13 protein-coding genes are annotated in these 13,322 nt (G+C 43.2%); 2 read left to right on the forward strand and 11 right to left on the reverse strand.

The features are described 5' to 3' along the window. Positions 1–19: 19 nt before the first annotated feature. From OCU90_RS20230 to OCU90_RS20250, 5 genes are all read right to left on the reverse strand, one after another. Positions 20–424, reverse strand: coding sequence for an ExbD/TolR family protein (locus tag OCU90_RS20230; RefSeq protein ID WP_054542424.1), 405 nt, complete (start codon positions 422–424; stop codon positions 20–22). Beyond that, on the reverse strand, positions 421–981 hold the full coding sequence (locus OCU90_RS20235; RefSeq protein ID WP_004731144.1) for a MotA/TolQ/ExbB proton channel family protein: 561 nt from the start codon (positions 979–981) through the stop codon (positions 421–423). The genes OCU90_RS20230 and OCU90_RS20235 overlap by 4 nt, the downstream gene beginning before the upstream one ends. Continuing rightward, positions 981–2,357, reverse strand: coding sequence for a MotA/TolQ/ExbB proton channel family protein (locus OCU90_RS20240; protein WP_061025153.1), 1,377 nt, complete (start codon positions 2,355–2,357; stop codon positions 981–983). Before OCU90_RS20240 ends, OCU90_RS20235 begins: the two co-directional genes overlap by 1 nt. Next, a complete protein-coding gene (locus OCU90_RS20245) occupies positions 2,357–3,124 on the reverse strand; it encodes a DUF3450 domain-containing protein (RefSeq protein ID WP_017090377.1) in 768 nt (255 codons plus the stop codon). The genes OCU90_RS20240 and OCU90_RS20245 overlap by 1 nt, the downstream gene beginning before the upstream one ends. A gap of 179 nt (positions 3,125–3,303) precedes the next feature. Continuing rightward, positions 3,304–5,421 (reverse strand): TonB-dependent siderophore receptor, encoded by a 2,118-nt coding sequence (locus OCU90_RS20250; protein ID WP_061025151.1) that lies wholly within the window; start codon positions 5,419–5,421, stop codon positions 3,304–3,306. 548 nt (positions 5,422–5,969) lie between these two features. Here OCU90_RS20250 and OCU90_RS20255 point away from each other — a divergent pair. Beyond that, positions 5,970–7,274: a dicarboxylate/amino acid:cation symporter gene (locus OCU90_RS20255; protein WP_017093555.1), complete on the forward strand. Its 1,305-nt coding sequence runs from the start codon at positions 5,970–5,972 to the stop codon at positions 7,272–7,274. A gap of 249 nt (positions 7,275–7,523) precedes the next feature. On the opposite strand, the gene OCU90_RS20260 is transcribed toward OCU90_RS20255, so the two are convergent. The 3 genes from OCU90_RS20260 to OCU90_RS20270 form a co-directional block, all read right to left on the reverse strand. Continuing rightward, the gene (locus OCU90_RS20260) at positions 7,524–8,909 is read right to left on the reverse strand and encodes a sensor histidine kinase (RefSeq protein ID WP_061025149.1); all 1,386 of its coding nucleotides are present in this window, start codon (positions 8,907–8,909) and stop codon (positions 7,524–7,526) included. Continuing rightward, positions 8,906–9,571: a response regulator transcription factor gene (locus OCU90_RS20265; RefSeq protein ID WP_017079290.1), complete on the reverse strand. Its 666-nt coding sequence runs from the start codon at positions 9,569–9,571 to the stop codon at positions 8,906–8,908. Before OCU90_RS20265 ends, OCU90_RS20260 begins: the two co-directional genes overlap by 4 nt. 80 nt (positions 9,572–9,651) lie before the next feature. Further along, on the reverse strand, positions 9,652–10,125 hold the full coding sequence (locus OCU90_RS20270) for a LabA-like NYN domain-containing protein (RefSeq protein WP_004731130.1): 474 nt from the start codon (positions 10,123–10,125) through the stop codon (positions 9,652–9,654). 255 nt (positions 10,126–10,380) lie between these two features. Here OCU90_RS20270 and OCU90_RS20275 point away from each other — a divergent pair, with 255 nt between their 5' ends. Beyond that, the gene (locus OCU90_RS20275; RefSeq protein WP_061025147.1) at positions 10,381–10,932 is read left to right on the forward strand and encodes a DUF4174 domain-containing protein; all 552 of its coding nucleotides are present in this window, start codon (positions 10,381–10,383) and stop codon (positions 10,930–10,932) included. 51 nt (positions 10,933–10,983) lie between these two features. On the opposite strand, the gene cobA is transcribed toward OCU90_RS20275, so the two are convergent. The 3 genes from cobA to nirD all read right to left on the reverse strand — a co-directional run bounded on the left by cobA (position 10,984) and on the right by nirD (position 13,319). Then, the gene (gene cobA, locus OCU90_RS20280; protein ID WP_017082138.1) at positions 10,984–11,760 is read right to left on the reverse strand and encodes a uroporphyrinogen-III C-methyltransferase; all 777 of its coding nucleotides are present in this window, start codon (positions 11,758–11,760) and stop codon (positions 10,984–10,986) included. Between the two features lie 296 nt (positions 11,761–12,056). Next, positions 12,057–12,872: a formate/nitrite transporter family protein gene (locus OCU90_RS20285; RefSeq protein WP_017079293.1), complete on the reverse strand. Its 816-nt coding sequence runs from the start codon at positions 12,870–12,872 to the stop codon at positions 12,057–12,059. A gap of 123 nt (positions 12,873–12,995) precedes the next feature. After that, a complete protein-coding gene (nirD, locus tag OCU90_RS20290) occupies positions 12,996–13,319 on the reverse strand; it encodes a nitrite reductase small subunit NirD (RefSeq protein WP_004731122.1) in 324 nt (107 codons plus the stop codon). Positions 13,320–13,322: the final 3 nt, after the last annotated feature.

Raw genomic sequence — 13,322 nt, forward strand, 5'->3', positions numbered from 1 at the left:
TTATGAAGATCCTCCAAGATCATCGCTTTTCAGCAGCAAGCGCAATGTTTTTAACACCCGCACCTTTAGCAGCGTCCATCACTTTAACAACCGTACCGCTGTAAGCGTGTTCATCCGCTTGAATAACCAAAGAAGCATCAGGTTGTTCTAGCAACAAGTGTTCTAACGTTGCTTGGACACGCTCAACATCAACAACACGTTTATCTATGAAGATGTCATTCGCAGAAGTAATCGCTACAAAGATGCCCGCATCTTTTTGGCTTACTACGTTAGAAGCTTGTGGGCGATTGACTTCAACCCCTGATTCACGAACAAATGAACTGGTCACAATAAAGAAAATAAGCATGATAAATACAATATCAAGCATCGAAGTAAGGTCTATTTGAGCCTCTTCGTTTTTAGAATGACGTCGACCGAGTCTCATCGTTGACTCCTTAAAGATTTTTCTAATTTCAATTCTAAGCGGTTACACACTTTCGCTAAACGAGCGTGAACAAACATGCCCGCTAATGCAGCAACCATACCCGCCATGGTTGGCAGTGTTGCCAACGAGATACCTGAAGCCATCAATTTAGGGTCACTGCTTCCTTGAGTCGCCATGACATCAAAAACAGAGATCATACCGGTAACGGTACCTAACAAGCCCAACATAGGACAAATCGCGACTAACAGCTTAATAAAATTCAAGTTTTGGTTAAGTAAGATACTCGCTTGGCCTAACCAACCTTCACGAATGGCTTTAGCATGCCAAGAAGAGTGATCTTCTCTTTCATGCCACTTTGTAATCCAAGCTTGGCGTTGCTTTGGAAAGTAGAACGCTAGATAAAGCACACGTTCTACCACAAGCACCCAATACACTAGGACAACAGCGGCTAGCCACCACAGGACGAAACCGCCCTGCTCCATAAAGCTTGATAAAGACAGCAGCCAGTCACTCGTTAACCAACTTGCTGGTAATAGAGAACCCGACAAAATATCCATTACGCAGCAGTCCCAACTGGTGAGACAACAAGTTTTGATTCAACCGTCTTTTCTGCCTGCTCAGCAACAAGGCCAATCCCTTGTTTCTCAAGAATATTGCGAATGTTCTCTGATTGAGTGCTAAGAATGTTATGTGCCAGTAGTAGTGGCATTGCAGCAACAAGACCAAGTACGGTTGTTACAAGCGCCATCGAAATACCACCCGCCATCACTTTAGGGTCGCCATTGCCAAACTGTGTAATCACTTGGAATGTTTCGATCATGCCGGTTACGGTACCCAACAAGCCAAGCATAGGTGCGAGCGCTGCTAGAAGTTTCAGCATCGACAAACCTTTCTCTAGGTGAGTCTGTTCATCAACGACCGCTTCTAAAAGACGTAGCTCAAGTGCTTCAACCGTTTGGTTTTGTTCTTTGTTGTAAACCGCAAGAACGCGACCCAGAGGGTTGTCACCCGCTTGTTCAGGGTTCTTAAGTTGTGCGCGAATTTTCTGACGAGCGATAGCCAAAGAAATACCACGAACTAATGCGATGATTAAACCAATTGCCAACAAGCCAAGAATCACTTTACCAACAACACCACCCGCTTGAAGGCGGTCAGTTAGGCTTGGTTCCAAAGCTAATTGATCTAGCATGAATCCACGGGAGGGATCGACTACCACGTTAGACACTTCGCCATTAGCTAATGTAGAAAGCGACGCCAGTGTTGGACCATTTGATGGCTGCTTCAAGTAAACAATCGCATCTTGGTGCTTAGAGTCCCACCATACGTAACCTGGTTCTGCAACCAAACCAATAGAACCAAGGCGATAAACTTCTGCACTTTCAGTTACTCCCTCATCATTAACAAGAGCAACAGTCGATTTGCTTATCTCCGAGCTCGCTTTGATTTGCTCCATCATGCTTAACCAAAGGCCTGTTAATTGAGACATCGAAGGCAATGATTTAGCGTCCACGATGTCATAAACAGTTTCTGTGTAAACAGCTCGATCGACATTAGTAACGGTGTCAGATAGTTCATGATCGAGATCTTTCGCGTTTTGTCTTACAACTCCAAACAACTCACCTAAGCTACCAGTCTCTAAACGCAGTTTCTCTTCTAAACGAGCCAGTTTATTTTCGTTATCACTGAATGTACTCGTTAGAACGTCTGTCGCGTTTTGAACCGATGTACGTTTCGCATCAAGCTGTGCTTTGATGGCTTTGAGTTCTTGTTCTGTCTTTTTGAAGTCAGCCTCACGCACCACGTTGTGAGAAGCTTGAGTGCGGCTTTCTGATTTTGCTTTATTAACTAGCTGAGCAGTCGTGTCTGATGCAGAGAAAGCAGAAAATGAAATGGACGTAATACAAAGCAATGCTGCTAATGGCTTAAAGTTCATTACTTAACCTCCGCAACAGTTAAAGAAACAGGTAAAGTGATTAAGCTTGGAGATGCTTGCTTATTAGCAATATCGTACGCTTTGTCCAACTCAGATTTCATCGAAGAATCAAGCTCTTGCCATTGAGCGCTATTTTGGTCCCAAGACCAATATTGAGTACCATTCAAGTTACGAGCGACTAGTGAAATACGTCCAAGATGCAAAACGTCAACTTCAAGTACTTTATCTTTACTTAACTCGACACGGCTTGAATAAGAACTGAGCTTAATACCGTAATCCACTTCAATTTGATACGCCTCTAAGATACGGCGATATTTTTCAGCGTCGCTGACATCAGCACGAGTTATCATCGCTTTCAGCTTTTCAACGCGACGCAGACGGCTCTTTTTCTTGAAAGGAAGATCACTTTCAATAACTTCTTGGAGGCCATCGATCATCTTGTACATTAAAGGCACAACACCTTGACGCGTTAGCTTAATTTCATCGATCTGCCCTTCAATGCTCTGAGCTTCTTGATTCTGGCTTTCAACCAATGCAGCAAGGTGATCGTGATAGATTTCTAGATTTTTCACTTCTTCTTGCAGACGCTCAATCTCAGCTTGCAGCATTAAAGTCGCTTGTGAGCTTTTATCAATAACCTTTTGGCTCGAAGCCGACGCGTTATTGGTCTTGTTTTGAATTGATTGAGCTTGATCCAAGCTGTTTGCCATAGAAGACGTTGCAACCAAACTGATGGCAAGCGCTAGGCTAGTTTTTAAAAGATTCATAATTGTAGTCATTTACTATAAGAAGAAGGTCAAATGAGTTTTATTGATAAGCAGTCTCATTATCATTAAAAGTCACTCGCATTACTAGGGATATTTTTACTAAATAGCAGAATCACGAAAGGGGAAAGTCGAAACCTTCCCCTTAGTATTTAAGCTATCAATGACATCCTACAGACAAATTAGTATTTAACCTGCAGTGTTGCCATGTAGTTGCGGCCTTCGCCGATTACTACGCTACTTGTGCTGCCGCCTTCAAGGTAATCTGTATCAAACAGGTTTTCTACATTGAAACGAGCAACGAAATCTAGGTTTTCGTCATACTTCATTGTATGGGCGATACCCATGTCTACACGAGTGTAAGCATCTTTCTTAAACGTGTTAGCGCTTTCTGTGTAACGCTCACCTACATGGTAAACACCTAGGTTTACATCAGTACCATTGTTGAATGCATAAGTAGACCAAATACTTGCAGTAAACTCAGGAACGTCTGCTGGAGTTTTACCTTCAAGTGCAGGATCATTTTGGTATTCAGCATCCAAGAACATGGTTGATGCACTCAAAGAGAATGCTTCCGTCATGTAACCAGTAGCCGACAGTTCTACACCAGTATGAACTTGTTCACCAACTTGGCTTGTGCGTGTCTCTTTGCCGTTATTATTAGCTGGATCTAGATCTTCAGTCACCTGCATGTTCGATTGAGTGATCTGGAAAAGCGCTCCAGATACGAACAGACGTTCGTCAAACAGTTCCCACTTAGAGCCTAGTTCGTAAAGCGTACCCTTCTTAGCATCTTGAGACTGACCAAAGTTCACGTCATCTTTATCTGTGATTTCGCCAATAGGTTCGAAACTTTCAGAGTAAACCGCGTAAATCGAACCATTAGGCGCTGGTGAATAAATCACACCAAGCTTAGGAAGAATGTTGTTGTAGCTTTCTTCTTGATTAGAACTGCTCGTCGTTTTGTCGTAAGCGAAACGCACGCCACCAAGTACTTGCCACTGTTCAGTCAGTGTTACTAGATCTTGAACGTAAAGACCGTAGTGTTGGCTTTCAGAGTGAGACACTTCATTGTCGTTCTTGTAGCTAACGTTAGAAGGCATATTAAAGCCGTTACCACATGCAGCGGCAGCTTCTGCTTCTGTTGCGTTAACACATGTGTAGCCAGAATCGTATAAACGCTCGTAATCGTAATGAAGACCATTCACACCAACAAGTAGGCGGTGGTTTACACCTAGTGCATCGAAATCACCAGTAAAATCTACATAAGCCGTATCAAACGTCCATTCATCGTGACGGTCTGATACCTTGTAGCCGTAACCGCCGCTCTTATCGCTATATACTGTGTTGTTTGATTCTGTACGTTGACGTTCATAGAACTGACGGCTGATGCCTGTCTTCACAGACCAAGCGTCGTTCAAGTTAGCGGTTACCGATGCACCGTAGTTTGCAACGTCGTTATCTGTTTGAGCAAAGCGTTGGTCATTAACCGTGTTAGGGTCGATAACTTTACCAGTAGAAGTATCGATTTTAGAACCGTTGTCTAAATCGCCCTCTTCAATAGTGCGGTCGTAGTGCACAGACAACATGATGTCTTCGTTAATATCGTAATCAACAAATAGGCCACCAACAAAGCGGTCTGTCTCTACATCTGTACCATCAAAACGTGTGCGGTAAGAGTCTTGATTTTCTTGTGAAACAATAAGACGAGCACGTAAGGTTTGGTCATCGTTCAATGAGCCACTTACATCAGCAGTAGTACGAGTGTAGCTATCAGAACCAATATCTTGGCTTACGTTAACTTGAGTTTCATATGTTGGCTTCTTAGAAACCATATTCACAAGACCGCCAGGAGCAGACTTACCGTAAAGTAGACCAGCTGGGCCTTTCAATACTTCAACTCGCTCCAAAAGCTCTACTGGCTGACGGTAGTGAGACCAGTGTTGGACGCCATCACGCAGGTAGCCAGAGCTACTCTCCAAATCAAAACCACGAAGCGTGAAACGCTCACGGTTAGTTGACTTAGAACCCGCACCAACAGATGCGTCGTTTTTAAGAACTTCACCTAACGTACTTGCACGCTGTTCATCGATGATTTGCTCATCGATTACTGAAACTTGTCCCGGAGTCTCTAATTGAGTCGCCTCCATGCGCATTGCTGTTGTGTTTGTATCGGCCTTGTAACCGTAGTCACGACCTTCAACAACCATGTGTTCGTCTGTTTTTACTGTTTCTGCCAATACTGCTGGTGAAGCTAATACTGCGCCGATCACTAAGGCCAATGGGCTCTTTGAAAACATGTCCTTTACTCCGCTTTTATTCTTTTGTACGAGCACTTTGTTATTTATTCGATGTGCTCGGTTGAACCGTTTCCGGTACCACTGAATCATTTCGGGAGTGAATATAAGTGATAATTATTACCATTTGCATTAAATTTACATTCTTTGCATTCGTAAAGATTTGTAAAGCCCACTGAACGTACACTTTCTTTAGCTCAACAAAATCAATTCAATACGTTAATTGAGCGTGCAGATCTGTAAACATGAATTCAACATTTCACTATAAGGTCATTGGTCTGATCAATCTAAGCAGCCAAGATCAATACAAATACTGTCTTGTCTTATTTACTACCTTTGAAACGACTGATTGATGTATAAAACCCTCGATAAATGTAAATAAATGGTGAATTATTTTGTTTTTATTTGTTTAATTTACACGATTATCAGTGATTCTGATCACATCTATAATTTCAAACTCATTTTTTGTTTTTCGATTTGATCAACCGACTGCTAATCTCCCGCTCACTTTGAAAAGGTATCAAAGTTATAAATAATAAGGAGTGTTCTAAATGAATACCAAGAAACCTATGTCTTTAACTGGTCGAGTTATCCTCGGTATGGTCGTGGGCATATTAACGGGATTTGCCATTCAATCCCTTTTTGCAGACAGCGGATTTGTTAACAACTACATCGTTAACGGACTCTTTGAAGTAGGCGGACAGATTTTTGTCGCCAGTTTAAAAATGCTTGTTGTGCCACTAGTCTTCGTTTCACTAGTGTGCGGTACAAGCTCTCTTAAAGACTTATCAACTCTTGGCCGTATGGGTGGCAAAACGCTTGCACTTTATATCGGTACTACAGCCGTTGCTATCACTCTAGCACTCACTATCGGTAACCTGTTCCAACCTGGAGCTGGTGCGGATCTTACTGCTGCGAGCTCTTTCAAATCAGCGGACGCCCCTTCTTTGGGCCAAGTAATCATCGACATGTTCCCAACCAACCCTATTCAGGCGATGGCTGAGGGCAAAACGCTGCAAGTTATCGTATTTGCTGTGTTGTTTGGTATTGCAATCAGTGCAGCGGGTAAACCTGGCGAGCGTATCGCAGCGGTTTTCTCTGACTTGAACGAAGTGATCATGAAGCTTGTTGCTCTTCTGATGAACCTGGCGCCTTACGGTGTGTTCTTCTTGATGGCGAAGCTGTTCTCTGGGCTTGGTTTAAGCGCAATTTGGAACCTAGCAGAATACTTCTTAGTACTTGCTGGTACCCTACTTCTACACGGTTTGGTTACCTACAGTGCAATGCTTAAAGGATTCACAGGCCTAAGCCCGATTACGTTCTTACGTAAGATGGAAGATGCAATCATGTTTGCATTCTCAACGGCATCTTCAAACGCAACGATTCCAGTAACGATGGAAACGGCTAAAAACCGCATGGGCGTAGACAACAAAGTCGCTTCTTTCACTGTACCGCTAGGTGCAACAGTGAACATGGACGGCACTGCTATCATGCAGGGTGTTGCAACGGCATTTATCGCACAGGCATACAACATCGACCTGACCATGGGTGATTACCTTATGGTTATCCTAACAGCGACATTGGCGTCTGTTGGTACTGCAGGTGTTCCAGGTGTAGGTCTTGTTATGCTAGCGATGGTATTGAACCAAGTTGGTCTACCGCTTGAAGGTATCGCGCTTATCATGGGTGTTGACCGTCTTCTTGATATGATTCGTACCGCAGTAAACATCACAGGTGATAGTGCCGTAACTATCATTGTGGCTAAGTCTGAAGGTTCTTTTGACGAAGCTCGCTTCAATGACCCTGCTGCTGGTGAGAAAGAAGAAGAAGTTAAGCTAACACGCCAACAGGCATAATCTAGCTTTTCTGTCGCTCTTACCTTCAAGCTAAGGCGTAATTAATGGCTATGCCTAGCTGATAATCAAAAGCGTATAAACAAAAACGCCACTGCTGATGCAGTGGCGTTTTTTATTGGGCTATGTTTCTAAGTTATATTTCTAAGCTATATTTCTGAGCTATATTTCTAAGCTATATTTCTAAGCTATGCTTCTTAGCACGCTTTCAGTCATAGTTATCTATGGAGCAAGACAGGTAACAGCAGGAAGCTAATCAGCGATTGGGAACATTAGATTTACTCTCAATCCCCCATCGTCTCTATTCTCAGCAGTAACCTGCCCATTCATCACACCCATGGCTTCCTTCACGATCGCTAGCCCAAGACCGTAACCACCAGACTGTTTATCACGGGCTGACTCTATGCGAGTAAACGGATCGAAAATCCCTGCAATCTTGTTATCAGGAATGCCATCACCGTCATCTTCTACAGATATGACACTGTAACGTTTATCGGTTAACAGTTCATAGGTAGTCACGACAACATGAGCATTCTCACCCGCATATTTGATCGCGTTACTGACCAAATTACCGATAACTCGCAGGAGTAACCTTTCATCAACATTAACCATTGATGTCGGCGTCTCTAAATCACCAATCAAAGTTTGATTCGGTTTTAAATCATTTTGCATCTGCGCGATTAGCATCGAACAATAATGCTCAAGGTGCATCAAGCTTGACTTGGAGTCATAGCGAGACGTTTCTAGACGGCTGAATTCAAGGATCTCACCCACCAGCTTGTTCATCTCTTCCGTTTCACTTTCCATTCGCTCAAGCAAGCCTATGCTCTTATCATCTACCTTACTGCGCAACAGGTGCAATGCGAGGTTTTGCCTTGCCAATGGTGTTCTAAGTTCATGAGACACATCGCGAATCAAACGACGCTGCTTTTCAGCGAGAGACTTGATCTCAACTGTCATATGATCAAAATCATGAGCAAGTTCGTTGAACTCCCGCGTCGTGGAATTTAACTCAGACACTACACTGACAGTGAAGTCGCCTTGCGCCAACCTTCGGCTCGCTTCTCTTAATCTATCCAGCGGCTGCTGCAGGCTTTTCGCCATGATAATTGAGAACAGAGACAACACGATCAAAGCTATTACCGCTTTCAACATGTAAGAATATGGCGCAAAGGATTTAGCCGGGTGAAACTGGTGTGGGAGTTGGATAACCAGTGTTTTACCGTTATTGAGTGGCAGGCCGAATATCGGCTTACTCACACGATCACTAAGTTGGTGATCTAACGTTCTTAAGTATTTGAGCTTAAATTCAAAATGCGGGTGCATGTGACGATGTGTAACTGGTCGATTGTCTTTATCGATGACAAACAGATAATACTGCTGAGCATTGCCCCAATCCGCGAGTTCATCCATGTCCCCTTCTTCAATCAATACATTCGCTTGATAAGCAAGGTCGAGCATTTCAGCTTTAACCGATTCTGGCACTTTAAGCAGCGCTTTCATCAAGGCTCTTTCAGCGACACCTTGTAGGGTCAAAATGCTAACTAAAATGACGGTCAGGTAACTGAATAATTGGAAAGTGAGTCCGTCTTTGCGCTTAGCAATAAAATCAGGGCAACGCAGCAGTTTTTTACTCATACTCCTACCGACTCTAGGTAGCTATAACCTTTACCACGAACAGTTTTGATATGTTGCTTCGACAAGCCAGCTTGGACCAATTTTCGGCGTATATTACTGATGTGCATATCTAAATTACGATCGAAAGGACAAAGCTCTTTCTTTAGAACATGGATTTGCAGGTCAGATTTTGAGACGACAATACCGTCATTTTTGACAAGATAATCAAGCAAATCTTTTTCAGTGCCCGTGAGAGGTAAACGAGAGAGTTGTTCGCACAAACCGTGATTAGAGGAAGCTAAAGATTGTCTCTGGCGTTCAAAACCGACTCGGCGCAAGATCACCTTAATACGGGTTAGGAGCTCAGGAACATTGAAAGGTTTGGCGATGTACTGGTCGGCTCCAGCTTGGTAGCCATCCAGCATAGAGGCATCGTCGTTCAGCGCAGTCAGCATAAGAATGGGAGTAGCAAAACGCTGACAAATACGCCTCGCCACTTGAATTCCGCTCAAGTTTGGAAGCATTACGTCTAGTAGAACCAAATCGACAGGGTTCGATTGAATAAACTCTAGCGCAGATTCACCACAATGAACGGTATCGACGTGATACCCCTCATTTTCCAATACTTCACCCAGTAACTCACACAACTGGATATCATCATCAACAACTAAAACGCGAGACATTGCACACACCGATAAATAAGAACAGTTTGCATTCTAATTATCGTTATTATTGATTTCAATTATAAAGTGTGGGATTTCCTCTATAGAAGAAAATCTTTTTCAATCGGTACAAATTTTGAGGCAGAATCGATAAGATTTTGAGCAGTTAACCCCGGAACGCCATACACTTCAACAGGTTTGCCAAAACGCTCTTTGATTCGCTCTACAAGGATTTCGAAATCACCATCTCCTGATACCAAAACAATCGTATCAACCGTCTCAGCAAGTTCTATCGCATCTAACGCGATACCTACATCCCAGTCGCCTTTTGCACTGCCATCTCGGCGCTGAATAAACGGCTTTAACTTCACATTAAAACCCACACCACGAAGGATATGGTGAAATTGACGCTGCTTTGGATCTTGGCTTGAGATTGCGTAAGCATTAGCTGCCACAACGTTACGCCCTTCCGTGGCAACATACCAAAACTGGTTATAGTCGAAGTTAGAACGGTATTTGTCACGCGTTGTGTAGTAAACGTTCTGAACGTCGACCAAAATTGCTATGTTTTCCATAATTTCATACCTTTAGATTTTCCGTATACCCTATTCTATTCAACTCTAAAATGCGAGCCGCTTTCTTTAATAAAAATGAACTCATTAGCTATGCTTAACGTAGTTAATATTGGCTTAACGTAGCTATTATTAGCTTAACGTAGCTGTTATTGGCTTAACGCAGCTGTTATTGGCTTAACGTCGCTACTATTAGCTCAACGTAGCTGTTATTCGCTTAACTCAGAGCTTGTTTGAGTTTATCAAGGAAGGTGGGACATGCAGCACCAACAAATAATCAGATCATACCTTGGCAACAACACCAACGGCTCAGTGTTGGCCTTTTGCTGTTCAGGGATAACCAAAGCAATATCCAAACCATTGAAAACTCTATTAACAAGCGCGGTTATGTTTATGATTCTATCAGTCAACTCGTTGCACGCTTACCCAGCCTACTCTCACTCCAAGGCCTTACCGCACCGCAGTGTGATCTATTTTGCGCCGAAGGAAGACTCCGCCGTCAAAGAGTTTCTCAATGAAGTGTTAATCAATAACTGTCAATTGGATGAACGAGACGTGGTTATCATAGTCATCGCGGAAAGCGGCTACACAGTCCCTACTTGGCTTGAAGAAGAATTTAACTTAGAGGCGGTAACCGACAGCTATGGAATACCGAAAGGCTCACATACTGCTGTTTTGATAGGTAAAGACGGAAAAGAAAAGCACCGATGGAATGGGAAGACGGATTGGAACCTTATCACCGACATTATTGATGAGATGCCTATGCGCCAAAAAGAAATGCAGCGACAAAGTAGCCGCTGCAGTATTTGATTCTTAGTCAGCTAAGCGTTCGCTTAACACACTAACTTGTAAATTAATCAATTAAGCTTGCGTGTTAAACCAAGCCAATTTTTCATGAAGCTGAGCAACGCTACCTACCACAATCAATGCTGGGCTTTTTGCAACGCTGGCAAGATTGGCTAGGTCACTCAACCCACCACGGAACACTTTCTGCTCTTGACGCGTACCATTCTCAATAATCGCAACCGGCATGTCTGCTCGCATACCGTTATCCAGTAAGTTTTTCTGAATGTTCGGGCTCTCTTTCAGACCCATGTAAAACACGATCGTGTGATTGTGTTGAGCAAGCGAACGCCAATCAATATCTTCGCCATCTTTCTTTAGGTGGCCAGTAATGAATTGAACGCTTTGTGCGTGATCTCGATGTGTCAGCGGAATACCCGCGTAAGCAGTCGCCCCTGCAGCTGCGGTGATACCGGGTACCACTTCAAATCTCACGCCGTTTTCAGCCAGAGTTTCACACTCTTCACCACCACGACCAAAGATAAACGAATCACCACCCTTTAGACGGACAACGTGCTTGTTTTCTTGTGCTTTGGTCACCAATAATTGGTTGATCTGATCTTGTGGTACACAGTGATGATCGAGCTTTTTCCCCACATACAGCATTTCTGCATCGGAGTTAGCCATTGCCAAGATATCTTTAGATACTAAGCGGTCATAAACGACCACATCAGCCTGTTGAATAACGCGTGCCGCTTTTAGGGTAAGTAAGTCTGGGTCACCAGGGCCCGCGCCTACTAATGAAACCAATCCTTTGGTTACTTCTTTAACATTCGATGACGATACTTCTGACATGCTGTGCTCCGAAGGTTTGCTTGTTTTATCTCAAGCTTTAATCTATGTGATAAGTCACTGTATTCATGATGACTTATCCAAATCCTTAACCCTTAGACTATCAGGTGTTGAGTTAAATATTCAGTCTAAATACTAACGAAGATAGAAGTAATTATAACAAAACAGTCTATTGCGAGTATTTTACTCAATAAAAATCAACGCATTGATGATGTTTAAGGCGTTCGAACTAAAAAAGCCCCAAACATGATGTTGGGGCTCTAAATCTCATACTAAATTACGTTTCACCGTATTCAGAATTACTTAGCACCTAGAGAAGGAGCTGTTCTAGCGTGTGTTAGGAACAAAGGTACACATGTTAAGAACAAACCACCTACGATGTTACCTAGGATTGTTGGGATAAGGTTGAAGTTCAACCATGTCGCGATACCGAAATCAGCGCCAAGAATCATACCCAGTGGGAATAGGAACATGTTTACTACTGTATGCTCGAATACTAGTGCGAAGAAGATAAAGATTGGGAACCACATCATTGCGACACGACCAGACACTGTACGTGCTGTCATGTTACCAATCACACCTAGACAAACCATTAGGTTACAGAAGATGCCGCGTACGAAACACGTGATCCAGCCGTCCATACCCATGTTTTCAAAACCTAGGCTGCGACCAGTAGAAACAGCGATGAATTTCTGCGCTACTGCATTTGGTTCTAGAGAGAAATTACCCGTTAATGAGATAGCAACCAGTACCGCAACGATTAGAGAACCGATAAGGTTACCAAGGCCAACGATACCCCAACAACGCAGTACACGACCCCAAGTCACACCTGGTCGGTTATCGAATTTCGCTAAAGGTGCAAGGCCGAATACGCCCGTTACTAGGTCGTAACCCATTACACTTAGAATCACGAAGCCTACTGGGAACACAAGAGCGCCAACGATGCCGATACCTGTTTGCACGATAGCCGTGATTGCTACAACAACGGCTAGAGAAAGAATGATGCCTGCCATTGTGCTTCGAATCAGAAGATCACGAGTACTCGTTTTCGTTTTCGCTTCACCCACATCGATCATCGTTTGAACGAATTCAGCTGGTTTAAAATCAGGAGACATAAGGTTGTCCTTAAAAAGTTAAAATTAAAAGTTAAAATCGGATAGGAAAAGGTTCTAGTTGCCGAACTAAGGCAATGTCGATAACTAGAACCCTTGATCTATCAAATCTTGTTACGTATTCGATTATGCTGAGATTTCAACAGCACCTTTGGTAATACGAGCTTTATACGCTTTCACGCTGAAGTTCTCGTCTTCCATGCACACACCTGTTGCTAGGTTAAAGCGTTGCTTCTTAAGTGGGCTCGCCACCCAAAGCTCACCTTTGTGCTCAACCGTTAAACCGCGAGATAAAACGTTTGATTGGAAAAACGGATCAGTATTACTAATAGCGAACACTTCTTCGGCTTTAGTTGGGCGGAAAATAGCAACTTGCTCACCACCAACCAATGCACAAACACCGGTACCTGGAATAATATCTTCGATCTTACAAACTTTGGTAAATGCCATGAT

Origin of the sequence: Vibrio splendidus, from assembly GCF_024347615.1 — a bacterium.
GTDB lineage: Bacteria > Pseudomonadota > Gammaproteobacteria > Enterobacterales > Vibrionaceae > Vibrio > Vibrio splendidus.

Excerpts from the sequence above, each read along its gene's own strand:
- OCU90_RS20230 (WP_054542424.1), bottom strand. The coding sequence starts at position 424 with ATGAGACTCGGTCGACGTCATTCTAAAAACGAAGAGGCTCAAATAGAC.
- OCU90_RS20235 (WP_004731144.1), bottom strand. The coding sequence starts at position 981 with ATGGATATTTTGTCGGGTTCTCTATTACCAGCAAGTTGGTTAACGAGT.
- OCU90_RS20240 (WP_061025153.1), bottom strand. The coding sequence starts at position 2,357 with ATGAACTTTAAGCCATTAGCAGCATTGCTTTGTATTACGTCCATTTCA.
- OCU90_RS20245 (WP_017090377.1), bottom strand. The coding sequence starts at position 3,124 with ATGAATCTTTTAAAAACTAGCCTAGCGCTTGCCATCAGTTTGGTTGCA.
- OCU90_RS20250 (WP_061025151.1), bottom strand. The coding sequence starts at position 5,421 with ATGTTTTCAAAGAGCCCATTGGCCTTAGTGATCGGCGCAGTATTAGCT.
- OCU90_RS20255 (WP_017093555.1), top strand. The coding sequence starts at position 5,970 with ATGAATACCAAGAAACCTATGTCTTTAACTGGTCGAGTTATCCTCGGT.
- OCU90_RS20260 (WP_061025149.1), bottom strand. The coding sequence starts at position 8,909 with ATGAGTAAAAAACTGCTGCGTTGCCCTGATTTTATTGCTAAGCGCAAA.
- OCU90_RS20265 (WP_017079290.1), bottom strand. The coding sequence starts at position 9,571 with ATGTCTCGCGTTTTAGTTGTTGATGATGATATCCAGTTGTGTGAGTTA.
- OCU90_RS20270 (WP_004731130.1), bottom strand. The coding sequence starts at position 10,125 with ATGGAAAACATAGCAATTTTGGTCGACGTTCAGAACGTTTACTACACA.
- OCU90_RS20275 (WP_061025147.1), top strand. The coding sequence starts at position 10,381 with ATGCAGCACCAACAAATAATCAGATCATACCTTGGCAACAACACCAAC.
- cobA (WP_017082138.1), bottom strand. The coding sequence starts at position 11,760 with ATGTCAGAAGTATCGTCATCGAATGTTAAAGAAGTAACCAAAGGATTG.
- OCU90_RS20285 (WP_017079293.1), bottom strand. The coding sequence starts at position 12,872 with ATGTCTCCTGATTTTAAACCAGCTGAATTCGTTCAAACGATGATCGAT.
- nirD (WP_004731122.1), bottom strand. The coding sequence starts at position 13,319 with ATGGCATTTACCAAAGTTTGTAAGATCGAAGATATTATTCCAGGTACC.